Source organism: Streptomyces deserti (assembly GCF_054782695.1).
In genome coordinates this window covers 157,912-181,458 of record NZ_BAAGRZ010000015.1, presented here as the reverse complement: position 1 = coordinate 181,458, position 23,547 = coordinate 157,912, and the positions used below count along the sequence as shown (strand labels likewise).

The following is a 23,547-nucleotide window of genomic DNA, read 5'->3' as shown; positions in this document are numbered from 1 at the left end:
GCCTGCCCCCTCCCCACCACGGGCCCATCTCGGCAGACTGAGGCCATGACAGCGATGCCCCTGAGCAAGGGCGCCAACCTGCCCGTCGATTCGGCCGTCGTGCGCGTCGAGCTCACCTGGTCGGCGGGACCGGGTGTGCCCGAGGTCGACGCCTCGGCCCTGCTGCTCACCGCAGCCGGCCGCGTCCGTGACGACGGTGACTTCGTCTTCTACAACCAGCCGCATCACGCGTCCCAGGCCGTACGGCACCTGGGCAAGGAGGGAGTCGCCGGTGCCATGACCGACACGGTCGAGGTGGACCTCGGTGCACTGGAATCGGCCATCGAGCGCATCGCGCTGTGCGCGTCGGCCGACGGTGGGACGTTCGGCCAGGTGCCCGGCCTGTCGTTGCGGCTGCTCGACGCGGGGACGCGGGCCGAGCTCGCCCGGTTCGACATGGCGGCCGAGACGGAGACCGCGATGGTCGGCGGCGAACTGTACCTGAGGCAGGGGAAGTGGAAGTTCCGCGCGGTGGGGCAGGGATACGCCTCGGGGCTCGCGGGGCTGGCCACCGACTACGGCATCACCGTGGACGACGCTTCCCCGGCCACGCCCGCAACACCGACGCCCCACGTGCCGACAGCGGCCGTTCCGACGACATCAGCGTCGCCCGCCCCGCCCGCGGCCGCCTCCGGCCCTCGCCTGACCAAGGGCGAGGAGCACCTGCCCGTGGACATGCGCAAGCGGCTGTCCCTGCGCAAGGAGCAGGTGGCGGTCAGTCTTCAGAAGCACGGAGCGGCCGGGATCACCGCGCGCGTCATCCTGGTCCTCGACGCCTCCGGCTCCATGTCCTTCCTCTACTCCGGGGGCGTGGTGGCCGACGTCGTGGAACGCATGGCGGCGGTGGCCGCGCAGCTCGACGACGACGGTGAGATGCAGGCGTGGACGTTCGCCTCGAACGCGGCTCGACTGCCCGATCTGCGTCTGGCCGAACTCCCCGAATGGCTCAGGCTGCATGTGCGGGTGGGACAGATGAGCCTCTTCCGCCGCGGCAGGCCGAAGGGACTGCAGGACAGCCAGATCGACATGCGGACGGTCGGCATCCAGAACGAGGAACAGAAGGTGATCGCCCAGGTCCGTGCCTTCGTCCGGGACAACCCGGCGGCCGCTCCGACCCTGGTGCTGTTCTTCTCCGACGGAGGGGTTTACCGCAACGCCGAGATCGAGCGGGAACTCCGCGAGGCGGTGGAGGAGCCGATCTTCTGGCAGTTCGTCGGGCTCGGGCGGTCCAACTACGGTGTGCTGGAGCGGTTCGACACGCTGCCCGGCCGCCGCGTCGACAACGTCGGCTTCTTCGCCGTGGACGACATCAGCACCGTCCCCGACCAGGAGCTGTACGACCGCCTGCTGTCGGAGTTCCCGAGCTGGATCACCGCCGCGGGCCGGGCGGGCATCCTCTGACCCGCGACCAGCAACCCGAATCCGCAACCCGCAACCCGCAACCCGCAACCCGCGACCCATAACCCCGCAACCCGCACGGCCACGGCCGAAGTGCCCGGCTTGCGCCCCCTGAGGCGGAGCCTCCCCCGACGGGGACTCCTCCTGTGAGGAGCGCAAGCCGACGGCCGTTCCGGGCGGCCGCCGACGGCTACTCCGGCTGGTGTTCCGGCCCTCCGAAGTCCGGGCTGGTGTAGTCCGGGCTCGTGAAGCTCGGCCGCGGGCCGCGGTCGGGACCGTCGCCGGGGCTGGTGAATCCCGGGCGGTCGTACCCGAGGTGCGGCATGCGGCTGGTCGGCGCGGGCGGTGCCGTACCGCGTAGCGCGGCGGCCGTGCCCGGGTCGGCGAGCGCGTCTCGCAGGAACGGCAGGATGCCGCGCTCCAGCAGAGCCTCCCGCCAGGCTTCCCTGGCCTGGGCCACCTCCCCGCTCAGTTCGCCGTACGGTCCGCTTTCGGCCGTCGGCTTGTTGCGCAGGGCGGTGATCAGCAGTCCCGCGGCGGCGACGAGGATCGCCACCGCTGTCACGGCGCCGAACACCCATCCGGTGGTGAGCATGGTCTGGGCGAACGCCGGCTCGGGGTCGAGCATCTTCAGGATGTAACCCACGAGCAGGAAGATCGCCGCGGCCGTTCCGGCCAGGACGGGGGCGAGGACCGCGACGACGGCGACGGCGCCCGCACCGGCGGTTTCCGCGACCTCTCCCATGGAGGTGGCGAGCCCCACCGTGCTCGTGCCCGGCTCGGCGGAGCCGGATTCCCGCACGGACGACGGGGTGGGCGACGCCGGGTGGCGCAGTTCCTCGCGGACCTTGACGTAGTGCTGGTACTCGGTCGCCGCGGCCGCCGCGATGATCGCGGTGGCGTTGAGCGCCATGGTGCGCAGCTGTTCGGAGTTGAGCCGCTGTCCGACAGCGGCCAGCTCCGGGCGGTGTGGTGCGGAGCGCAGCGCCTCATCGAGGATCCGCTCGTACTCCTGGCGGTCCTCGCTCAGCAGGTGCTGCGGAACGCTGTTCATGTGCATCCCCCGATGCTCCGTAGGGCTTGGGGCTCGGCATGCTGACGAGCCGTCGGGCAGAAACGGAGGGGAGCCTGCTACGGATAAGCCGATGGTAGAGCGGTGACGGCATGCGGTGACAGGGGGTTTGCCGAAATTGGCCCTTGCCCGGCACAGTCCTCCGTCGGGGAGCGCCTGCCCGGTGAAGGTTCACATATCCAGGGGCAGTTGCTGGACCAGCAGCTTTCCGGCCATGGTCACACCGCCGTCCATCGCGATGGCGAGTCCGTCGGCGTAGACGTGCGGTCCCACGACCACGGGGCCGGCGGTGTCCTCGCCGTCCTCGGAGCCGACCTCGCCCAGCAGATACGGAATGGGGCTGTGGCCGTGAACGATGCGGGTGCCGCCGTACGTATCCAGCAGGGAGCGCACGGCGTCGGCGCCGCCCTCGTCGCGGAAGGAGAACCGCTTGGTGAACTTGCGGAACAGGTCCCACACCTCGTCCGCGTCATTGCGTGTGAGCGTCTCGCGGACGGTGTCGTTGACCTCTTCGATCGAGCGGCCGTAGTCGAGGTAGGCGGTGGTGTCCGAATGGACCAGCAGGTGGCCGTCGACCTCCTCGAGGGCGTCGAGGCGGGCCATCCACTGCAGGTGGTGGTCCTGGAGGCGGTCCATGTCGGTCTTCTGGCCGCCGTTGAGCAGCCAGGCCGCCTGGAAGGTGGCGGTGCCCGCGCCGGAGTTGACGGGGGTGTCGCCGAACCGCTTGGCGCCGAGCAGCAGCAGTTCGTGATTGCCCATCAGGGCCTTGCAGTAGCCGCCCGCCGCGGCGGCCTCCGCCGACAGCCGCATCACCAGGTCGATGACGCCGATGCCGTCCGGACCGCGGTCGGTGAAGTCGCCGAGGAACCACAGCCGGGCCGTGCCCGCGCACCAGTTGCCGGCGGCGTCGATGAGGCCCTTCTCCTGGAGGGCGGCCACCAGCTCTTCGAGGTAGCCGTGCACGTCACCGACGACGTACAGCGGACCCGGGCCGGTGGTCGACTGCGGGGCGGGTGCGGCGGTGGGATCGACGGTCACCTGAACAGTGTCACCCCGATTGATGACGGGCAGGTCCCGCTGAGTGGGTGTGTATCCCTCCGGATACGCCTCCGGGAACGTCTCCTCGGAAGGCGCGGCGGCAGGAGGCGCGGCAGCGGGGGGCGGGGCGACGGGGGGCGGGGCGACGGGAGGCGGGGCGACGTCGCCCGGGTGCTGGCTGTGGACGTACGGACCGGTCTCGTGGACGTACGCGGGTACCCGGAAGTCGCGCAGCGTCGCCGTCCGCTCCACCTCGGGTCCCTGACCGGCCCCCTGAGTCATCGACCCCTCCACCATCGCGCCGCATCTGCACCGCATCGGACTGCCTGGTCGCAGCGGCCCGCGGTGTCGTGGGCCCATCATAGGAATGCGGATCGCGCCATGTGATGACCCAGGGGTGGTGAATCAGAGCAAGAGTCCAGTTCACCGCGGCTTTCGCCCCGATTGGGCCGGGCTTTGACCACCCTGCGACCGTCCTCGCTCGCCTGCTCTTCGCGAGACCGGCGCCGTCTCTGCGGGAGACCGGCCCCACTTCTCCAGAAGTGTGGCTCCCCTGCGCACGGGGGCCGGTCTCGCCAGTCTCCGGAAGCCCGAGCCGACGCACTCCGGCGTACCTGTCCTACTTCTCCTCGGGCGACCGCGGCGGGCTGACCGTCGTACGCGGTGAACGGCGCTGCGAGGAGGTGCGCACGATCAGCTCCGTCGGTATCACCTGCTCCACCGGCTGGTCCGACTCGACCCCCTCGATGGCGTCGATGAGGAGCTGCACCACCGCCGTGCCGATCCGGCGCGGCTTCAACGACAGGGTCGTGATGGGCGGTTCGGTGCTGGCGTAGACGGTGGACTCGCTGCAGCAGACCAGAAGCAGGTCGTCCGGTACGCGCAGCCCGTAGCGGCGGGCGGCGGCGAGCAGGTCGGTGCCGTTCGGGTCGAACAGGCCGTAGACGGCGTCGGGTCGGTCGGGGCGGGCGAGCAGCCGGTCGGCGGCGACGGCGCCCGCGCACGGATCGTGCGCCGGGTAGGCCTCGTACACCGGCTCCTGGCCGACACGCTCGCACCAGCGCAGGTACGCCGTGGTCGACAGGTGGGTGTACGTGTCCGTGGTCGTGCCGGTCAGCAGGCCGATGCGGCGCGCGCCGGCGTCGGCGAGGTGGTCGAGGATGCCGAGGACGGCGGCCTCGTGGTCGTTGTCGACCCAGGCGGTGACCGGGAGCGAGCCGGCCGGGCGGCCGTCGGAGACGACCGGTAGACCCTGCCGGACCAGTTCGCTGACGACCGGGTCCTGGTCGGAGGGGTCGATGACGACCGTGCCATCCAGCGCGACGTTCGACCACACGTCGTGGCGGGAGGTCGCGGGGAGGATCACGAGGGCGTAGCCGCGGGCGAGCGCGGCCGAGGTGGCGGCGCGCGCCATCTCGGCGAAGTACGCGAATTCCGTGAAGGTGAAAGGTTCATCTCCGTACGTCGTCACGGTCAGGCCGATGAGCCCCGACTTGCCGGTACGGAGGGTTCGGGCGGCGGCCGAGGGCCGGTAGCCCAGCCGGTCGGCGACCTCACGGACATGGCGCCGGGTGGCGTCCGGGAGCCGGCCCTTGCCGTTGAGGGCGTCGGAGACGGTTGTGATGGAGACTCCGGCGGCGGCGGCGACGTCCCTGATGCCCGCCCGGCCCGGCCGGCTGCCTCGACGAGAGGTTTCCGCGCGGCTCACCTGGTGCTTCCCTGCTGCTGTCATGGCGAGCCGATAGTAGGGCTCATGCGGTGGGGTAGTGCGGACGCATATGCACGCGTTGACAGGTACGTTTCTGCATGATCATTTAGCTTCAATTTCCTTGGAAAGTAAGGGAGTTGATCGGTCCCATGCCAGTACCTGTCTTGTCGGCGCATGCGGGCCTGCCGCGTGGTCGATGTTGCGATGAGGTCTCAACTCACCTGCACGGGGGATGCGCGCCACGGCGTGAGCTACCGGCGCGTAGATATATGTGCGGCGCGCCCCCTGGTTCGTGCGCCTTCGTGCGGTGATGCCCCTGATGCCGGTGGGGCGCAGGAGGTGAGTGGTCGTCCGAGGAGGAGGCGGGGCACGCCTATACGCAGCGGCGCCGAATCCTCATAAGGTGAGGAGCATTGGATGTCGGCGGCGGTCATGGGCCGCCGGTCTTCGCGAGGAGGACTGCGGTGAGCGAGACGAGCCCCAAGCTGCGCGCCGAGCTGGAGGGTATCCCCACCTACAAGCCGGGCAAGCCCGCAGCGGCCGGCGGACCGGTCGCCTACAAGCTGTCCTCCAACGAGAACCCCTATCCGCCGCTCCCGGGCGTGATGGAGACGGTGACGGCCGCGGCCTGCACCTTCAACCGCTACCCGGACATGGCCTGTACGGCCCTGATGAACGAGCTGTCCGACCGCTTCGCCGTCCCCGTCTCCCACCTGTCCACCGGCACCGGCTCGGTCGGCGTCGCACAGCAGCTGCTCCAGGCCACCTCCGGCCCCGGCGACGAGGTCATTTACGCGTGGCGGTCCTTCGAGGCGTACCCGATCATCACGCAGATCAGCGGCGCGCGCTCCGTCCAGGTGCCGCTGACACCCGGTGAGGCGCACGACCTGGACGCGATGGCCGACGCGATCACCGACCGGACCCGGCTGATCTTCGTCTGCAACCCCAACAACCCGACCGGCACGGTGGTGCGGCGGGCCGAGCTGGAGCGCTTCCTCGACCGGGTGCCCGGCGACGTGCTGGTGGTGCTGGACGAGGCCTACCGCGAGTTCATCCGCGACCCCGAGGTGCCGGACGGCATCGAGCTCTACCGTGACCGGCCCAATGTCTGTGTGCTGCGGACGTTCTCCAAGGCGTACGGCCTGGCCGGGCTGCGGGTCGGCTTCGCGATCGCCCATGAGCCGGTGGCCGCGGCGCTACGCAAGACGGCGGTGCCGTTCGGAGTGAGCCAGCTCGCGCAGGACGCGGCGATCGCCTCCCTGCGTGCCGAGGACGAACTGCTCGGCCGGGTCGGCTCACTGGTGTGCGAGCGCACGCGCGTGGTCGACGCGCTGCGCGCCCAGGGCTGGACGGTGCCCGAGACCCAGGCCAACTTCGTGTGGCTGCGGCTGGGGGATCGTACGGTCGCGTTCGCCCAGGCGTGCGAGCAGGCGGGCGTGGTCATCCGGCCGTTCCCGGGCGAGGGTGTGCGGGTCACGGTCGGGGAGGCCGAGGCGAACGACATCTTCCTGAAGGCGGCGGAGGGTTTCCGCAAGGAGATCTAGCCACTCACCCGTTCAACGCGTACGGGGTCGCCGTCGCGCACCGTCGCCAGCGCGCGGGGGTCGCCGTCGATGCGGCCGAGGACGTTGCAGGGACTCGCGAGGCGGCACTCGTCGCCCCGCGAGATCGGCGTGGGCCCGTAGGGGAGGGCGAGGGCATCGCCGTCGGTCCAGAAGGCGACGGTGCCCGGTTCCACGACCTGCCGCGCGTCCGTTTCACGTGAAACGGCCACTCCTGTGTCGAAGTACACCTCCTCACCCCAGGTGCGGGCGGTGGAGACGAGGGGCAGGGCCTTGACCAGGGCCTGGGTGGTCGGGGTGTCGTCGAGGCTTGCGGTGAGGTGTCCCGCGGGCCAGGAGATCCGTATCTGTGTCTGTGGCGTCGTCTGTGTCTGTGGCGTTTGCATGCTGCGGATTCAACAATATGTTGAAGTTCTTGCCAAGGGATTGACGCTGAGGAGGACCCCCCGTCAGGGGTCGAAAATCGGTACGTCATAATGGCTTGTGAATGTGAACGCTTTCACAAGCACGCGCCCGTTGGCGAGGTAAGGAGCGACGACGTGGACCTGGCTCTGGCGCCGGAGACACTGGCGCGATGGCAGTTCGGCATCACCACCGTCTACCACTTCCTCTTCGTCCCCCTGACGATCTCGCTGGCCGCTCTCACGGCCGGGCTGCAGACCGCGTGGGTGCGCACCGAGAAGGAGAAGTACCTCAAGGCGACGAAGTTCTGGGGGAAGCTCTTCCTCATCAATATCGCGATGGGTGTGGTCACCGGCATCGTGCAGGAGTTCCAGTTCGGCATGAACTGGTCGGCCTACTCGCGCTTCGTCGGTGACGTCTTCGGCGCACCGCTGGCCTTCGAGGCCCTGATCGCCTTCTTCTTCGAGTCCACCTTCATCGGCCTGTGGATCTTCGGCTGGGACAAGCTGCCCAAGAAGATCCACCTGGCCTGCATCTGGATGGTCTCGATCGGCACGCTGCTCTCGGCGTACTTCATCCTCGCGGCCAACTCGTGGATGCAGCACCCCGTCGGCTACCGGATCAACGAGGAGAAGGGGCGCGCCGAGCTCACCGACTTCTGGCTGGTCCTCACCCAGAACACCACGCTCAACCAGGTCTTCCACAGCTTCTCGGCGGCCTTCCTGACGGGTGGCGCCTTCATGGTGGGCATCGCCGCCTTCCACCTGATGCGCAAGAAGCACATCCCGGTGATGCGGACGTCGCTGCGGCTCGGCCTGGTCACCATGGCGGTCGGCGGCCTGCTCACCGCGGTCAGCGGGGACACCCTCGGCAAGGTCATGTACGAGCAGCAGCCGATGAAGATGGCGGCCGCCGAGGCCCTGTGGGACGGCGAGAGCCCGGCGCCCTTCTCCGTCTTCGCCTACGGCGACGTCGACGAGGGGCACAACAAGGTCGCCCTGGAGATACCCGGCCTGCTGTCCTTCCTCGCCCACAGCGACTTCGAGTCGTACGTCCCCGGCATCAACGACACCAACAAGGCGCTGCAGGAGAAGTTCGGGCCCGGCGACTACAAGCCCATCGTCCCCGTCGCCTACTGGGGCTTCCGCTGGATGATCGGCTTCGGTATGGCGTCCTTCTCCCTGGGCCTGCTGGGGCTGTGGCTCACGCGGAAGAAGTTCCTGCTGCCGGCCGCCTGGCGGACCGGGGAGGACGAGGTGCCGCATCTGGTGCTGCTGAGGAAGCCGCTCGGCTCGAGGCTCACCCGGCTGTACTGGCTCCTGGCGCTCTGGACGATGGCGTTCCCGCTGATCGCCAACTCCTGGGGCTGGATCTTCACCGAGATGGGCCGTCAACCGTGGGTTGTCTACGGGCTGTTCCAGACCCGCGACGCGGTCTCCCCCGGTGTCTCCCAGGCCGAGGTCCTCACCTCGATGATCGTCTTCACCACGCTGTACGCGATCCTCGCCGTCATCGAGGTCAAGCTGCTCGCCAAGTACGTCAAGGCAGGGCCGCCCGAGCTCACCGAGGCCGACCTCAACCCGCCCACGAAGATCGGCGGCGACACCCGTGACGCCGACAAGCCGATGGCCTTCTCGTACTAGGCCGAGGGAGCTGCACAGTCATGGAACTGCACGACGTCTGGTTCGTCCTGATCGCCGTCCTGTGGATCGGCTACTTCTTCCTGGAGGGCTTCGACTTCGGGGTCGGCGTCCTCACCAAGCTGCTCGCCCGCGACCGGCCCGAGCGGCGCGTGCTGATCAACACGATCGGGCCCGTCTGGGACGGCAACGAGGTGTGGCTGCTCACGGCCGGCGGCGCGACCTTCGCCGCCTTCCCCGAGTGGTACGCCACGCTCTTCTCCGGCTTCTACCTGCCGCTGCTGGTCATCCTGGTCTGCCTGATCGTCCGGGGCGTCGCCTTCGAGTACCGGGTGAAGCGGCCCGAGGAGAACTGGCAGCGCAACTGGGAGACCGCGATCTTCTGGACCTCGCTCATCCCGGCGTTCCTGTGGGGCGTGGCCTTCGCCAACATCACGCGAGGCGTGAAGATCAACGCCGATTTCGAGTACGTGGGCGGCGTCACGGACCTGTTCAACCCGTACGCGCTCCTCGGCGGCCTGGTCACGCTGACGCTGTTCACCTTCCACGGGGCGGTGTTCACGGCGCTCAAGACGGTCGGGGACATCCGGGAGCGGGCGCGGAAGCTGGCGGGGCGTGTGGGTCTCGTCACGGCGGTGCTGGCGCTGCTGTTCCTGCTGTGGACCCAGGTCGACAGCGGTGACGGCAAGAGCCTGGTCGCACTGGTCGTGGCGGTCGGCGCGCTGGTCGTCGCCCTGATGGCGAACCAGGCCGGGCGCGAGGGGTGGTCGTTCGCCCTGTCCGGCCTGACCATCGTGACCGCCGTGGCGATGCTCTTCCTGACGCTCTTCCCGAACGTCATGCCGTCCACGCTCGACCCGGACTGGAGCCTCACCGTCACCAACGCCTCCTCCGGCCCGTACACGCTGAAGATCATGACCTGGCTGGCGGCGATCGCCACGCCGCTGGTCGTGGTCTACCAGGGCTGGACGTACTGGGTGTTCCGCAAGCGGATCGGCACACAGCACATCGCCGAAGCCGCGCACTGAGGTGTGTTTCACGTGAAACCAATCGATCCGCGTCTCCTCCGGTACGCCCGCGCCACCCGGCTCTTCCTGGCGGCGGTCGTCGGCCTGGGTGCCGTCGGGGCGGGGCTGGTCATCGCGCAGGCGATGCTCATCGCGGAGGTCGTGGTCGGCGCCTTCCAGCACGGGATGTCAGTCGGAGAACTCCGCACGCCTCTGCTGCTTCTGGCCGCCGTCGCGGGCGGCCGTGCACTGGTCGGCTGGCTCACCGAGCTGGCCGCCCACCGGGCGAGCGCGGCGGTGAAGTCGGAGCTGCGAGGGCGGCTGCTGGAGCGGGCGACGGCACTCGGTCCGGGGTGGCTGAGCGGGCAGCGGACCGGTTCGCTGGTCGCTCTGGCCACCCGGGGCGTCGACGCGCTCGACGACTACTTCTCGCGCTATCTGCCGCAACTGGGGCTCGCGGTGGTCGTCCCCGTGGCGGTGCTGGCGCGGATCGTCACCGAGGACTGGGTCTCGGCGGCCATCATCGTCGGCACCCTGCCGCTCATCCCCCTCTTCATGATGCTGATCGGCTGGGCCACCCAGGCCCGGATGGACCGGCAGTGGCGGCTGCTGTCGCGGCTGTCCGGGCACTTCCTGGACGTCGTCGCCGGGTTGCCGACGCTGAAGGTGTTCGGACGGGCCAAGGCGCAAGCCGAGTCGATCCAGCGCATCACCGGCGAGTACCGGCGGGCGACCATGCGGACGCTGCGGATCGCCTTCCTCTCCTCCTTCGCGCTGGAGCTGCTCGCGACGATCTCGGTGGCGCTGGTCGCCGTGACGATCGGCATGCGGTTGGTACACGGCGAGATGGACCTGTACATCGGTCTGGTCATTCTCATCCTGGCGCCCGAGGCGTATCTGCCGCTGCGGCAGGTCGGGGCGCAGTACCACGCGGCGGCGGAGGGCCTCGCCGCGGCCGAGGAGATCTTCGACGTCCTGGAGACACCCGTGCCGGGGTCCGGCACCGGGGCCGTACCGGCAGGTGCCGTGTCCTTCGAGGGGGTGACCGTCCGCTACCCCGGGCGGTCGGCTCACGCCGTCTCGGCCGTGTCCTTCACCATCGAGCCCGGGGAGACGGTCGCGCTCGTCGGGCCGAGCGGGGCGGGCAAGTCGACGCTGCTGAACGTCCTGCTGGGGTTCGTGCCACCGACCGAGGGGCGGGTGCGGATCGGGGGAGCCGACCTCGCCGCTGTCGACCTGGCGCAGTGGCGGTCGCGGATCGCCTGGGTGCCGCAGCGGCCGCACCTGTACGCCGGGAGCATCGCCGAGAACGTACGGCTGGCGCGGCCCGACGCCGACGACGGCGCCGTACGACGCGCGCTGCGGGACGCGGGCGCGCTGGAGTTCGTGGACGCGCTGCCCGAGGGCGTCGACACCGTGCTCGGGGAGGACGGGGCCGGGCTGTCCGCCGGGCAGCGGCAGCGGCTCGCGCTCGCCCGGGCGTTCCTCGCGGACCGGCCCGTGCTGCTGCTGGACGAGCCGACGGCCGCGCTGGACGGGCAGACCGAGGCGGAGGTCGTGGAGGCGGTACGGCGCCTGGCGGTGGGCCGGACAGTGCTGCTGGTGGTGCACCGGCCGGCGTTGCTGGCGGTGGCGGACCGGGTGGTGCGACTGGAGATGGCCGAGCAGCCCGTCCGCGCCGCAGAGCCCGGGCCATCCGTTCGAGCCGCGGCGGCGGCCACAGCCGCGACCGAGGATGCACGAGACGGGCTCGAGCCTGTGGCGGCGGACACCCCCGCCGAGTCCGTCCAGGCGCCCGTGTCGGGTGGTGTCCTGGCCCGGGTCCGCGCCCTGTCCGGCGCCCGGCGCGGGCGGCTCGGTCTCGCGCTGCTGCTCGGAAGTCTCGCACTCGGCAGTGCCGTCGGGCTCATGGCCACCTCCGGGTGGCTGATCTCGCGGGCCTCGCAGCAGCCGCCCGTGCTGTATCTGATGGTGGCCGTGACGGCGACGCGAGCCTTCGGGATCGGGCGGGCCGTCTTCCGGTACGCCGAGCGGCTCGTGTCGCACGATGCCGTCCTGCGGATGCTGGCCGACACCAGGGTCGCCGTGTACCGGCGGCTGGAGCGGCTGGCGCCCACCGGGCTGCGCGGGACCCGGCGTGGCGATCTGCTCTCGCGGCTGGTCGCCGATGTGGACGCGCTGCAGGACTACTGGCTGCGGTGGCTGCTGCCGGCCGGTGCGGCCGTCGCCGTCTGCGCCGGTTCGGTCGGCTTCACGGCCTGGCTGCTGCCCGAGGCCGGTGCCGTGCTCGCGGCCGGACTGCTGGCGGCGGGGGCGGGCGTGCCGCTGGTCACCGGTGCCGTGGCCCGGCGCGCCGAGCGCAGGCTGGCCCCGGCCCGGGGGCTGCTCGCCACGCGGGTGACCGATCTGCTCACCGGCACCGCGGAACTGACCGTCGCCGGTGCCCTGCCCGCGCGGACCGCTGCGGCACGGCGGGCCGACGGAAGCCTCACCCGGATCGCCTCGCGCGCGGCCACCGCCACCGCCCTCGGTGATGGGCTCACCGCGCTGGTCTCCGGCCTGACCGTCACGGCCGCCGCCCTCGTCGGCGCCCAGGCGGTCGCCGCCGGGCGGCTGGACGGCGTGACGATGGCCGTGGTCGTCCTCACCCCGCTGGCCGCCTTCGAAGCCGTCCTCGGACTGCCGCTCGCCGTGCAGTACCGGCAGCGGGTGCGCAAGAGCGCCGAGCGCGTGTACGAGGTCCTCGACGCCCCCGAGCCGGTCCGGGAGCCGGAGCGGCCCCGGCAGGCGCCCGCGTCGCCGTTCCCGCTCGTCGTCAGGGGACTGGCCGCCCGCCACGCCGGGCAGGACCGGCAGGCGCTGACCGGGCTCGACCTGACCGTGGAGCAGGGCCGCCGTATCGCGGTGGTCGGCCCCTCCGGGTCCGGCAAGACGACGCTGGCCCAGGTGCTGCTGCGGTTCCTCGACCCGGAGGCGGGCTCGTACACCCTGGCCGGTGTGGACGCGTCCGCCCTGGACGGCGACGACGTCCGACGGCTCGTCGGGCTGTGTGCGCAGGACGCGCACCTCTTCGACAGCTCGGTGCGGGAGAACCTGCTGCTGGCCAAGAAGGACGCCACCGAGGACGAGCTGCGTGACGCGCTCGGGCGGGCCCGGCTGCTGGAGTGGGCCGACAGCCTGCCCGACGGACTGGACACGCTGGTCGGTGAGCACGGGGCGCGGCTGTCCGGCGGACAGCGGCAGCGGCTGGCGCTGGCCCGTGCGCTGCTCGCCGACTTCCCCGTCCTGGTGCTCGACGAGCCCGCCGAGCACCTCGACCTGCCGACCGCCGACGCGCTCACCGCGGACCTGCTGGCCGCCACCGAGGGCCGTACGACGCTGCTCATCACCCACCGGCTGGCGGGACTCGAGGCGGTGGACGAGGTGCTCGTGCTGGACGAGGGGCGTGTGGTGCAGCGTGGACCGTACGCGGAACTGGCCGTGGTGGACGGGCCGCTGCGGGACATGGCGGAGCGGGAGGCGGAGTCGGAGGCGCTGGTGGGAGCGACCCGGCCGAGCGCTCTCGGATGACGGCGCGTCAGCGCCGAGTGGACGGACACCTGTTCGGCCGAACCGCTGGTCCATTGGTGGCGAGAGTTCCCCCAGCCGCACGACGTGAACAGGCCCTCGGCCCCGGTGCGGGCCACGATCGCTGGCATGCGCCTTTCCCGCCGCCATCCCCTGCTCGTCGCGGTGCTGCTGTGCGCGCTCGCCGTGCTCGCGGCCCGGCCGGCCGACGTCGAGGAGGACGGCTCGCACGGCTCAGGCTCCGGCATCAGCGCGCAGGTGGCGCGGCTGTACGAGGACGCGGCCGTGGCGACGCGGCGCTACGAGGCGGGCTGGCGGGAGGCCGAGGTGCAGCGTGCGCGGGCCCAGCGGCTGGAGAAACTCCTCGACCGGCAACGCCGGGAGATCGCCGTCCTGCGTGAGGACATGGGCCGCATCGCCAGCGCGCAGTACCGCAGCGGCGGCGGGCTGCCGATCGCCGCGCAGATCATCCTCGCCGACACCCCGGACGATCTGATGCGCGGTCAGCACGCCTTTTCCCAGGCGCAGCTCGCCCTCAACAACACCATCGCCAAGAACCGCCGCGCCGAGGCCCGGCTCGCGGCGGACGAGGCGAAGGCCGCGGCGCAGTGGCAGGCGCTGGAGCAGCGCAACGCCGAGCTCGCCGAGGTGAAGCGGGGCATCGAGGAGAAGCTGGAACAGGCGCGGCAGCAGCTCCAGGGGCAGGCGGACGCCTCGGTCGCGGCGGGCGCCTGCCGGGGTGCCGTCCGCCTCGACCAGCCGAAGACGCGCTTCGCGAACCCGTGGGTCGCGCCGGTGGAGACGTACGTGCTGTCCGCGTCCTTCGGCAGCGGCGGCGCGCGGTGGGCGAACCGGCACACCGGGCAGGACTTCGCGGTGCCGATCGGCACGCCGGTGCGGGCCGTCGGACACGGGCGGGTGGTGAAGGTGGCGTGCGGGGGCCCCTTCGGCATCGAGATCGTGCTCCAGCACGCGGGCGGCTACTACACGCAGTACGCCCACCTGGCGGCCGTCGCCGTCGACCAGGGGGAGCAGGTCGCCCCCGGGCAGTGGATCGGCCAGTCGGGCACCACCGGCAACTCGACCGGCCCGCACCTGCACTTCGAGGTGCGGGTCACCCCTCAGACGGGCTCGGCGGTGGATCCGGTGGCGTGGCTGACGCAGCGCGGGGTGCCGATCGGGTAGGGCGCGCGGGGCTCCACCAGCGGCTACCGCCGCTCCGCCACCAGCTGCTCGATCACGACCGCCACCCCGTCCTCGTTGTTGGCGACCGTCTGCCCCGACGCCGCGGCGATCACATCCGGGTGCGCGTTGCCCATCGCGTACGAGCGGCCCGCCCAGGTGAGCATCTCGACGTCGTTCGGCATGTCCCCGAAGGCGACGACCTCCTCGTGCGAGATGCCCCGCTCGGCACAGCACAGGGCGAGTGTGCTCGCCTTGGAGACGCCGGGGCCGCTGATCTCCAGCAGGGCGCTGGGGCTGGAGCGGGTGACGCCGGCCCGGTCGCCGATGGCCAGCCGGGCCAGGGTGAGGAAGGCGTCGGGGTCGAGCTCGGGGTGGTAGGCGAGGATCTTGAGGACCGGCTGGGTGGCGGCGGGACCGTCCTTCGCCAGCAGCTCCTCGGCGGGCGCGAGGTCGTCGGGGATCTCCATGTGCAGCTTCGGGTACGCCGGCTCCTGGTAGAAGCCGTACGTCTGCTCGACCGCGTACACCGTGCCCGGCGCCGCCTCACGCAGCAGCCGTACCGCGTCCAGCGCGTTCTCCCGCGCGAGCTCACGCACCTTCACGAACTGGTGGGCGCCGGGGCCGCCGTGCAGGTCGACCACGGCCGCTCCGTTGCCGCAGATCGCCAGGCCGTGGCCGTGGACGTGGTCGCTGACGACGTCCATCCAGCGGGCCGGTCGGCCGGTGACGAAGAAGACCTCGATGCCCGCCTCCTCGGCGGCGGCCAGCGCGGCGACCGTACGCGGGGACACCGACTTGTCGTCGCGCAGCAGGGTGCCGTCGAGGTCGGTGGCGATCAGCCGCGGCGGAAGCGTGGCGGCCGGGGTCTGGGGCTGTCGGGTCGCTGAGGTCACCCGGCCATTGTCCCGCACATGCCCGCACGGCCGTGCGTGAGTCCGCACACCTGAGTGCGCGCCGCTCCCACCAGGGCCGCTGCCACCAGGGCCGCTGCCACCAGGGCCGCTGCAGACAGGGCCGCTCTCACCAAGGTCGCTCTCACCAGCGGCAGGCGCGGGCCCCGCGCTCAGCCCAGCTGCGCCGGAGCCTCCATGGCGATCTGCTCGAAAACCTTATGGTCCGCCGCGAAGTCCGAGTCGGGAATGGGCCAGTGGATCACGATCTCGGTGAAGCCCAGCTCCTGATGCCGTCCCGCGAAGTCGACGAACGCGTCCAGGGACTCCAGCGGCCGGCCACGGTCCGGTGTGAAGCCGGTGAGCAGGACCCGGTCGAGCTCGGTGACGTCCCGGCCGGCCGCGGCGCACGCGTCGGCCAGTTTCTCGGCCTGTCCGCGGATGGCCTGAACCGACTGTTCGGGTGTGCCGTTCTCATACAGCTTGGGGTCGCCGGTCGTCACCCAGGCCTGCCCGTACCGCGCGGCGAGCCGCAGCCCGCGCGGTCCGGTCGCCGCCACCGCGAACGGCAGCCGGGGCCGCTGCACACAGCCCGGGATGTTGCGGGCCTCGTGCGCCGAGTAGAAGTCGCCCTCGTACGACACCGCGTCCTCGGTGAGCAGCCGGTGGAGCAGCGGAACGAACTCGGCGAAGCGGTCGGCCCGCTCGCGTGGCGTCCACGGCTCCTGGCCGAGCGCCGTGGCGTCGAAGCCGGTTCCGCCCGCACCGATGCCGAGCGTGACGCGCCCGCCGGAGATGTCGTCGAGGGAGATCAGCTCCTTGGCGAGGGTCACCGGGTGCCGGAAGTTCGGCGAGGTCACCAGGGTGCCCAGCCGCAGCCGGCCGGTGACGGCCGCGGCGGCGGTCAGCGTCGGCACGGCACCGAACCACGGGCCGTCCCGGAAGCTGCGCCAGGACAGGTGGTCGTAGGTGTAGGCGGTGTGGAAGCCGAGCTGCTCGGCACGCGTCCAGGCCGAACGGCCGCCCTCGTGCCAGCGGCGGTACGGAAGGATCACGGTGCTCAGGCGCAGACTCATGCCGCCGAGCCTATGCGTCCCGGCACGTTTCACGTGAAACGGTCACCGTACGGGAGCGGTCCATACCAGCGATCATGCAAGGTCAGTGGCTGCCGGGAAAGCGCAGATACTCTGGTGGTACGGCCTTGGTCAGCCACACCCCGTTCGCGCTCACATGGAAGACGTGCCCGTCGCGGTGCATGGCGCCCGCGTCCACCGCCAGGACGACGGGCCGGCCGCGTTGGGCGCCGACGCGGGTCGCCGTTTCACGGTCGGGCGAGAGATGCACGTCGTGCCGGTTCATGGGCCGGAGCCCCTCGGCACGGATCGCGTCCAGGCTGCGGGCCACGGTGCCGTGGTAGAGGTACGGCGGCGGGGTCGCGGGCGGCAGGCCGAGCTCGACCTGGATGCTGTGGCCCTGGCTGGCGCGGATCCGGGTGCCCTCGATCGCGAAGCGCTGCTTGTCGTTCGCGGCCACCACGTGGTCGAGCTCCTCGCGGGTGAACGGGAAGCCGTGGGCGGCCGCGGCGGCCATCAGGACGTCGATCTCGACCCAGCCGCCTTCGTCGAGCGTGAGCCCGATGCGTTCGGGGCGGTGGCGCAGATGCTTCGAGAGGTACTTCGACACCTTCACGGTGCGTCTCTCGTCCATGTCGGCACCGCTCCGTTCGTTTTCGGTCATGCCACCAGCGTGCCGGGAGAGATGTGAATCACGCGATTGATTTAGCTCCAGAGGTTTGATCCACAACCAACTGTAGTTATCCACAGGCTATTTGGTTATCCTGTGGACAACTATCCCGACAACTGCTCTGCACAGCATCGCCGTTGGGTCACAACGGCGGATCGATCCGGGCCAGGGCCCGCAACGCCCCCGGCATCAACCGCGACAGCACATGCGCACCTCGGGCCTCCGGAGTCACGGCCACCACCGCCTCGTTGCGCACCACCGCCCGCAGGATCGCGTCGGCGACCTTCTCCGGCGGGTAGTTGCGCAGCCCGTACAGGCGGGCCGTGCGCTTCTGGCGGCGGCGTTCCTCCGCCGTGTCCACGCCCGCGAAGTGCGCCGTGGACGTGATGTTGGTGTTGACGAAGCCGGGGCAGATCGCCGTCACGCCGATCCCCTGCCCGGCCAGCTCCGCGCGCAGGCACTCGCTCAGCATGAGCACGGCCGCCTTGGAGGTGCTGTAGGCGGGCAGCGCCCTGGACGGCTGGTACGCCGCCGCCGACGCGACGTTGACGATGTGGCCGCCCTGGCCCCGCTCGGCCATGCGCCGCCCGAAGAGCCGGCAGCCGTGGATCACGCCCCACAGGTTGACGTCGAGGATCTTCTTCCAGTCCTCCGGAGTGGTGTCGAAGAAGGAGCCGGACAGACCGATCCCCGCGTTGTTCACCAGGACGTCCACGACGCCGTACTCGGTGGCGACCTTCTCGGCGAGCTTCTCCATGGCCTGCTCGTCGGAGACGTCGACCGTCTCCGGCCAGGCCGCGGGCGCGCCGATCAGGCGGGACAGCTCGGCGGTGCGGGCCGCGGCCTCGGCGTCCCGGTCGACGGCCACCACGCGTGCGCCCGCCTCGGCGAAGGCGAGCGCCGTCGCCCGCCCGATGCCGCTGCCCGCGCCGGTGACCAGGGCGAGCTGCCCGCCGAACCGGTCGGCGTACGTGCCGGACGCCTGCACTTGAGGCGTGCCGCCCTCCACCGATGTCACGAACTGAGTGATCCAGGCCGCCAGCTGGTCGGGCCGGGTGCGCGGGACCCAGTGCCCGGCCGGGAGCGTCCGGCGGGTCAGCCGGGGAGCCCACCGCTCCAGTTCGTCGTAGAGCCGCTCCGACAGAAACGGGTCCCCTATAGGCGTGATGAGCTGCACGGGCGCGTGCGCGTACGCGCCCGTGCGGGGGCGTCGCAGCCGGGCCCGTATGTTGTCCCGGTACAGCCACGCCCCGTGCGCCGCGTCCGCCGGCAGGGACGAGGTCGGGTAGTCGCCGCCGGGGACCTTCTCGACGCGCCGCAGGATTTTCGGCCAGCGCTTGCCGAGCGGGCCCCGCCAGGCCAGTTCGGGCAGCACGGGCGTGTGCAGCAGGTAGACGTACCAGGACTTGGCGCCCTGGCCGAGGAGCTGGCCGACCCGGCGCGGGGTGGGCCGCTTCAGGCGCCGGTCGATCCAGTGGCCGAGGTGGTCCAGGGACGGCCCGGACATCGACGTGAAGGAGGCGATCCGCCCCTCGGTGCGCCGGACGGTGACGAACTCCCAGGCCTGCACCGAGCCCCAGTCGTGCCCCACCAGGTGTACCGGCCGGTGAGGGCTGACCGCGTCCGCGACGGCCAGGAAGTCGTCCGTCAGCTTCTCCAGCGTGAACCCGCCCCGCAGCGGCCGCGGCGCAGTCGACCGGCCGTGACCGCGGACGTCGTACGCCACCACGTGGAAGCGGTCGGCCAGCCGGGCCGCGACCTCGGACCAGACTTCCTTGCTGTCCGGATAGCCGTGCACCAGGATCACCGTCGGCCGGTCCGGGTCTCCCGACTCGGCGACGCACAGCTCGACCCCACCGGTCCGCACCCGGCGCTCCCGCGCACCCCTCGGCAACGTCATGTCTCCTCCGCCCAGCGCCGCACTCTCCCCTGTCCGAACGTACGTGCGCGGGGGGACGTGCGCCCCTCGTGCCCGGCGACAGCCACGCCGCGCCCGCCTCCGCGCACTCGTGGGCGAGGCGTTGCGCCCGAATCTGGCACTTGTTAGAGAGGTCGTCAATAGGGTGGAGCGCAAGCGGACGGATCAAGGGAGCTGAGGCAAGCAAGCCGGATCAAGCCGCATGAAGCTGGATCCAGCCACGTAACTCTCAAGCACCAGATCCCCTACGGGCCCGTACGTCTCGAGTCGGACGCCGAGACAGCTCTGCGGGCTGACGACGGACGTGGCCCGCGTCACTACCTTCGAAACGTGACTGTGATCGCGACCGAAAGCCTGAGCAAGCGGTTCCCCAGGGTGACCGCGCTTGACCGGCTCTCCGTGGACGTCGGGCCCGGTGTGACCGGGCTCGTCGGAGCCAACGGCGCCGGCAAGTCCACACTGATCAAGATTTTGCTGGGTCTGTCCCCGGCCACCGAGGGCCGCGCCGAAGTGCTCGGACTCGACGTCGCCACCAAGGGCGCCGCCATCCGCGAGCGCGTCGGCTACATGCCGGAGCACGACTGCCTGCCGCCCGACGTCTCGGCCACCGAGTTCGTCGTCCACATGGCGCGCATGTCGGGCCTGCCGCCGACGGCCGCGCGCGAGCGCACCGCGGACACGCTGCGCCACGTCGGCCTGTACGAGGAGCGCTACCGCCCCATCGGCGGCTACTCGACCGGCATGAAGCAGCGCGTGAAACTCGCGCAGGCCCTCGTCCACGACCCGCAGCTGGTCTTCCTGGACGAGCCGACCAACGGCCTCGACCCGGTCGGCCGCGACGAGATGCTCGCCCTGATCCGCCGCATCCACACCGACTTCGGCATCTCGGTCCTGGTCACCTCGCACCTGCTGGGCGAGCTGGAGCGCACCTGCGACCACGTCGTCGTCATCGACGGCGGCAAGCTCCTGCGCGCCAGCTCCACCACGGACTTCACGCAGATCACTACGACCCTCGCCATCGAGGTCACCGACACCGACGAGCACCCGGACGGCGCCCGCGCGGTGCGCGACGCGCTGCACGCGCGCGGGGTGACCGTCGAGGAGGGCAGCGGGCTGCCGGGCTCCGGCCATGTCCTGCTGCTCACCGCGCACGGCGAGGAGACGTACGACCTGGTCCGGGACGTGATCGCCGACCTCGGTCTCGGCCTGGTGCGCATGGAGCAGCGCCGGCACCACATCTCGGAGGTCTTCAAGACCGGTGAACACAGCAGTGACGAGCAGCGGAAGGAGGCGGTCGGCCATGGCAGTTGAGCACCCCGTAGCACCGTCGCCGGGTGACCAGACCCGCATCCACAACATCGGCTACCGCAGCTACGACGGTCCGCGCCTGGGCCGCGCCTACGCCCGCCGCTCCCTCTACTCGCAGTCCCTGCGCGGCGCCTACGGCCTCGGCCGCTCGGTGAAGTCCAAGGTCCTGCCGATGCTGCTGTTCGTGGTGATGTGCGTGCCCGCGGCCATCATGGTCGCCGTCGCGGTCGCCACCAAGGCGAAGGACCTGCCGCTCGACTACACGCGCTACGCGATCGTCATGCAGGCCGTCATCAGCCTGTACGTCGCCTCGCAGGCACCCCAGTCCGTCTCGCGCGACCTGCGCTTCAAGACCGTGCCGCTGTACTTCTCGCGGCCCATCGAGACCGCCGACTACGTCCGCGCCAAGTACGCGGCGCTGGCCTCGGCGATGTTCATCCTCACCGCCGCCCCGCTGCTGGTGCTCTACGTCGGCGCGCTGCTGGCCAAGCTCGACTTCACCGACCAGACCAAGGGATTCGCACAGGGACTCGTCTCCGTGGCACTGCTCTCGCTGCTGTTCGCCGGCATCGGCCTGGTCATCGCCTCGGTCACCCCGCGCCGCGGCTTCGGCATCGCGGCCGTGATCGCCGTACTGACCATCACCTACGGCGCGGTCTCCACTCTCCAGGCCATCGCGGACGTGCAGGGCAACGCCGACGCCGTCCCGTGGATCGGCCTGTTCTCGCCGATCACCCTCATCGACGGCGTGCAGTCCGCTTTCCTGGGCGCGAACTCGGCGTTCCCCGGCGGGATCGGACCCTCGACGGGGGAGGGCGCCGTCTACGTCGTCGTCTGCCTCGGCCTGATCGCCGCCGCCTACGGCCTCCTGATGCGCCGCTACAAGAAGGTGGGACTGTGACCACGCTCTCCCTCGACCACGTCTCCCGCTGGTTCGGCAACGTGGTCGCCGTCAACGACATCACCATGACCATCGGCCCCGGCGTCACCGGCCTGCTCGGCCCCAACGGCGCCGGAAAGTCCACCCTCATCAACATGATGGGCGGCTTCCTCGCCCCTTCCACCGGCACCGTCACCCTCGACGGACAGCAGGTGTGGCGCAACGAGGCCATCTACCAGCACATCGGCATCGTCCCCGAGCGGGAGGCGATGTACGACTTCCTCACCGGCCGCGAGTTCGTCCTCGCCAACGCCGAGCTGCACGGCCTGGGTGCGAAGGCCGCCCAGAAGGCGCTCGCCACGGTCGAGATGGAGTACGCGCAGGACCGCAAGATCGCCACGTACTCCAAGGGCATGCGGCAGCGCGTGAAGATGGCCTCCGCCCTGGTCCACGACCCGTCCCTGCTCCTGCTCGACGAGCCGTTCAACGGCATGGACCCGCGCCAGCGCATGCAGCTCATGGACCTGCTGCGGCGCATGGGCGACGAGGGCCGCACGGTGCTGTTCTCGTCCCACATCCTCGAAGAGGTCGAGCAACTCGCCTGGCACATCGAGGTCGTCGTCGCCGGCCGGCACGCGGCCAGCGGCGACTTCCGCAAGATCCGCCGCCTGATGACCGACCGGCCGCATCGCTACCTCGTGCGCTCCAGCGACGACCGCTCCCTCGCGGCCGCGCTGATCGCTGACCCGTCGACGTCCGGCATCGAAGTCGACCTCGCGGAGGGCGCGCTGCGCATCCAGGCCGTCGACTTCGGCCGCTTCACGGCCCTGCTGCCGAGGGTCGCGCGCGACCACGGCATCCGGCTGCTCACGGTCTCGCCGTCCGACGAGTCCCTCGAGTCCGTCTTCTCGTATCTGGTCGCGGCGTAGGAGGCCCTGATGTACGACCCCACAGTCGCCCGGCTCACCTACCGGGCCCTGCTCGGCCGCCGACGGGCCCTCATCCTGGGCGCGTTGCCGCTGTTGATGATCCTGATCGCCGTGATCGTGCGCGGCCTTGTCGGCGCCGACGACCAGACCGCGGCCGACGTGCTCGGCGGGTTCGCGCTCGCCACCATGGTGCCGATCATCGGCGTCATCGCCGGAACCGGCGCGATCGGGCCGGAGATCGACGACGGTTCGGTGGTGTACCTGCTGTCCAAGCCGATCAAACGGCCGACCATCATCTTCACCAAGCTGATCGTCGCCATCGCCGTGACCATGGTCTTCTCGGCCGTGCCCACGCTGATCGCCGGCTTCGTCCTGAACGGTAACGGCCAGCAGATCGCCGTCGCCTACACGGTGGCCGCGCTGGTGGCCTCCATCGCGTACGCGGCGCTCTTCCTGCTGCTCGGCACGGTGTCCCGGCACGCGGTCGTGTTCGGGCTCGTCTACGCGCTGGTCTGGGAGGCCCTGTTCGGCTCCCTGGTGCCGGGCGCGCGCACCCTGAGCGTCCAGCAGTGGTCGCTGGCCGTGGCCCACAAGGTCGCCGACGGCGGGAACCTGGTGACCTCGGACGTGGGGCTGCCGACCGCGACGGTGCTGCTGGTGGCGGTCACCGTGCTCGCCACCTGGTACGCCGGGCAGAAGCTGCGGTCGCTGACGCTCGCCGGGGAGGAGTGACGGGTGATTCGTGACAGGTCCGGGACCTTGACAGGGGCTTGATCCCTGCTTGGGCACACTGGGCGAAGTGGCGCACGGGGGACGTACGGCGAGGAGGAACGGGGATGGCAGGCGAGACACCTCAGCACGACGATCGCGGGCAGTCCGAGGACGACGTCTGGAGCGACGTCGTCCTGGACGAGGACTTCATACGCTCCGCCGAGACCTCCGAGCCGTCCGCCCGCGCCCGGATGCTGGCCGCCCGCTGGCGCCGCGAGGAGCCCGAGCCGCAGCCGTGGCGTTCCGACGAACCACCCGCGGGCTGGTTCTTCAGCAAGGCACGCCGACGCAGGTGGCGCCGCCGCTGAGCCGGTCCTTGGGGGACGCAAGTCGGCCTCCGGTCGCCGTCGGCCGGTCCTCGGGCGGTCCCCGGCCGCTGGGCCAGTCCTCGGGTGACACCAACCGGTCCTCCGTCGCCGTCGCCGGCGGCCGGTCCTCGGCCGCTGTCAGTCTGCCGGTCTCCGGCCGCCGTCAGCCGGTCCTCGGTCGC

The 23,547-nt window shown here is 71.0% G+C and carries 19 protein-coding genes; 11 read left to right on the top strand and 8 right to left on the bottom strand.

Annotated features, from left to right (window positions below; all coding sequences use genetic code 11):
• The first annotated feature begins 45 nt into the window (after nt 1–45).
• A complete protein-coding gene (locus ACYVMZ_RS24145) occupies nt 46–1,440 on the top strand; it encodes a VWA domain-containing protein (RefSeq protein WP_461082978.1) in 1,395 nt (464 codons plus the stop codon).
• Between the two features lie 187 nt (nt 1,441–1,627).
• Here the strand turns inward: ACYVMZ_RS24145 and ACYVMZ_RS24140 are convergent, their stop codons facing one another.
• The 3 genes from ACYVMZ_RS24140 to ACYVMZ_RS24130 all read right to left on the bottom strand — a co-directional run bounded on the left by ACYVMZ_RS24140 (nt 1,628) and on the right by ACYVMZ_RS24130 (nt 5,279).
• Nucleotides 1,628–2,497, bottom strand: a complete 870-nt coding sequence (locus ACYVMZ_RS24140) for a hypothetical protein (protein WP_461082976.1) — start codon at nt 2,495–2,497, stop codon at nt 1,628–1,630.
• Nucleotides 2,498–2,680: 183 nt separating this feature from the next.
• Entirely contained in the window at nt 2,681–3,844 is a 1,164-nt protein-coding gene (locus ACYVMZ_RS24135; RefSeq protein WP_461082974.1) for a metallophosphoesterase, read from the bottom strand.
• A gap of 322 nt (nt 3,845–4,166) precedes the next feature.
• On the bottom strand, nt 4,167–5,279 hold the full coding sequence (locus ACYVMZ_RS24130) for a LacI family DNA-binding transcriptional regulator (protein WP_461082972.1): 1,113 nt from the start codon (nt 5,277–5,279) through the stop codon (nt 4,167–4,169).
• Between the two features lie 440 nt (nt 5,280–5,719).
• Here ACYVMZ_RS24130 and hisC point away from each other — a divergent pair, with 440 nt between their 5' ends.
• Nucleotides 5,720–6,799 carry a histidinol-phosphate transaminase gene (gene hisC, locus ACYVMZ_RS24125; protein ID WP_461082970.1) on the top strand — a complete coding sequence of 360 codons (1,080 nt, stop codon included), beginning with the start codon at nt 5,720–5,722 and terminating at the stop codon, nt 6,797–6,799.
• Here hisC and ACYVMZ_RS24120 read toward each other — a convergent pair.
• On the bottom strand, nt 6,796–7,203 hold the full coding sequence (locus ACYVMZ_RS24120) for a cyclophilin-like fold protein (RefSeq protein ID WP_461082968.1): 408 nt from the start codon (nt 7,201–7,203) through the stop codon (nt 6,796–6,798). The two genes, hisC and ACYVMZ_RS24120, sit on opposite strands and share 4 nt — an antisense overlap.
• A gap of 153 nt (nt 7,204–7,356) precedes the next feature.
• Between ACYVMZ_RS24120 and ACYVMZ_RS24115 the strand changes: the two genes are divergently transcribed.
• The 4 genes from ACYVMZ_RS24115 to ACYVMZ_RS24100 all read left to right on the top strand — a co-directional run bounded on the left by ACYVMZ_RS24115 (nt 7,357) and on the right by ACYVMZ_RS24100 (nt 14,618).
• Entirely contained in the window at nt 7,357–8,862 is a 1,506-nt protein-coding gene (locus ACYVMZ_RS24115) for a cytochrome ubiquinol oxidase subunit I (protein WP_461082966.1), read from the top strand.
• Nucleotides 8,863–8,882: 20 nt separating this feature from the next.
• Nucleotides 8,883–9,887 (top strand): cytochrome d ubiquinol oxidase subunit II, encoded by a 1,005-nt coding sequence (gene cydB / locus ACYVMZ_RS24110; protein WP_461082964.1) that lies wholly within the window; start codon nt 8,883–8,885, stop codon nt 9,885–9,887.
• A 12-nt stretch (nt 9,888–9,899) separates the two neighbouring features.
• Nucleotides 9,900–13,436: a thiol reductant ABC exporter subunit CydD gene (gene cydD / locus ACYVMZ_RS24105; protein ID WP_461082962.1), complete on the top strand. Its 3,537-nt coding sequence runs from the start codon at nt 9,900–9,902 to the stop codon at nt 13,434–13,436.
• 126 nt (nt 13,437–13,562) lie between these two features.
• Entirely contained in the window at nt 13,563–14,618 is a 1,056-nt protein-coding gene (locus tag ACYVMZ_RS24100) for a M23 family metallopeptidase (protein ID WP_461082960.1), read from the top strand.
• 23 nt (nt 14,619–14,641) lie between these two features.
• On the opposite strand, the gene ACYVMZ_RS24095 is transcribed toward ACYVMZ_RS24100, so the two are convergent.
• From ACYVMZ_RS24095 to ACYVMZ_RS24080, 4 genes are all read right to left on the bottom strand, one after another.
• Nucleotides 14,642–15,511, bottom strand: coding sequence for a Cof-type HAD-IIB family hydrolase (locus ACYVMZ_RS24095; RefSeq protein ID WP_461082958.1), 870 nt, complete (start codon nt 15,509–15,511; stop codon nt 14,642–14,644).
• A 170-nt stretch (nt 15,512–15,681) separates the two neighbouring features.
• On the bottom strand, nt 15,682–16,584 hold the full coding sequence (locus ACYVMZ_RS24090) for an LLM class flavin-dependent oxidoreductase (protein WP_461082956.1): 903 nt from the start codon (nt 16,582–16,584) through the stop codon (nt 15,682–15,684).
• 82 nt (nt 16,585–16,666) lie between these two features.
• Nucleotides 16,667–17,215, bottom strand: a complete 549-nt coding sequence (locus tag ACYVMZ_RS24085) for an RNA 2'-phosphotransferase (protein ID WP_461083008.1) — start codon at nt 17,213–17,215, stop codon at nt 16,667–16,669.
• Nucleotides 17,216–17,393: 178 nt separating this feature from the next.
• Nucleotides 17,394–19,151 (bottom strand): SDR family oxidoreductase, encoded by a 1,758-nt coding sequence (locus ACYVMZ_RS24080; RefSeq protein WP_461082954.1) that lies wholly within the window; start codon nt 19,149–19,151, stop codon nt 17,394–17,396.
• Between the two features lie 354 nt (nt 19,152–19,505).
• Here ACYVMZ_RS24080 and ACYVMZ_RS24075 point away from each other — a divergent pair, with 354 nt between their 5' ends.
• From ACYVMZ_RS24075 to ACYVMZ_RS24055, 5 genes are all read left to right on the top strand, one after another.
• A complete protein-coding gene (locus ACYVMZ_RS24075) occupies nt 19,506–20,480 on the top strand; it encodes an ABC transporter ATP-binding protein (protein WP_461083006.1) in 975 nt (324 codons plus the stop codon).
• On the top strand, nt 20,470–21,378 hold the full coding sequence (locus ACYVMZ_RS24070; RefSeq protein WP_461082952.1) for an ABC transporter permease: 909 nt from the start codon (nt 20,470–20,472) through the stop codon (nt 21,376–21,378). Before ACYVMZ_RS24075 ends, ACYVMZ_RS24070 begins: the two co-directional genes overlap by 11 nt.
• Nucleotides 21,375–22,286: an ABC transporter ATP-binding protein gene (locus ACYVMZ_RS24065; RefSeq protein ID WP_461082950.1), complete on the top strand. Its 912-nt coding sequence runs from the start codon at nt 21,375–21,377 to the stop codon at nt 22,284–22,286. The genes ACYVMZ_RS24070 and ACYVMZ_RS24065 overlap by 4 nt, the downstream gene beginning before the upstream one ends.
• Before the next feature lie 9 nt (nt 22,287–22,295).
• Nucleotides 22,296–23,018 (top strand): ABC transporter permease, encoded by a 723-nt coding sequence (locus ACYVMZ_RS24060; protein ID WP_461082948.1) that lies wholly within the window; start codon nt 22,296–22,298, stop codon nt 23,016–23,018.
• Nucleotides 23,019–23,122: 104 nt separating this feature from the next.
• Entirely contained in the window at nt 23,123–23,365 is a 243-nt protein-coding gene (locus ACYVMZ_RS24055) for an SGM_3592 family protein (RefSeq protein WP_461082946.1), read from the top strand.
• Nucleotides 23,366–23,547: the final 182 nt, after the last annotated feature.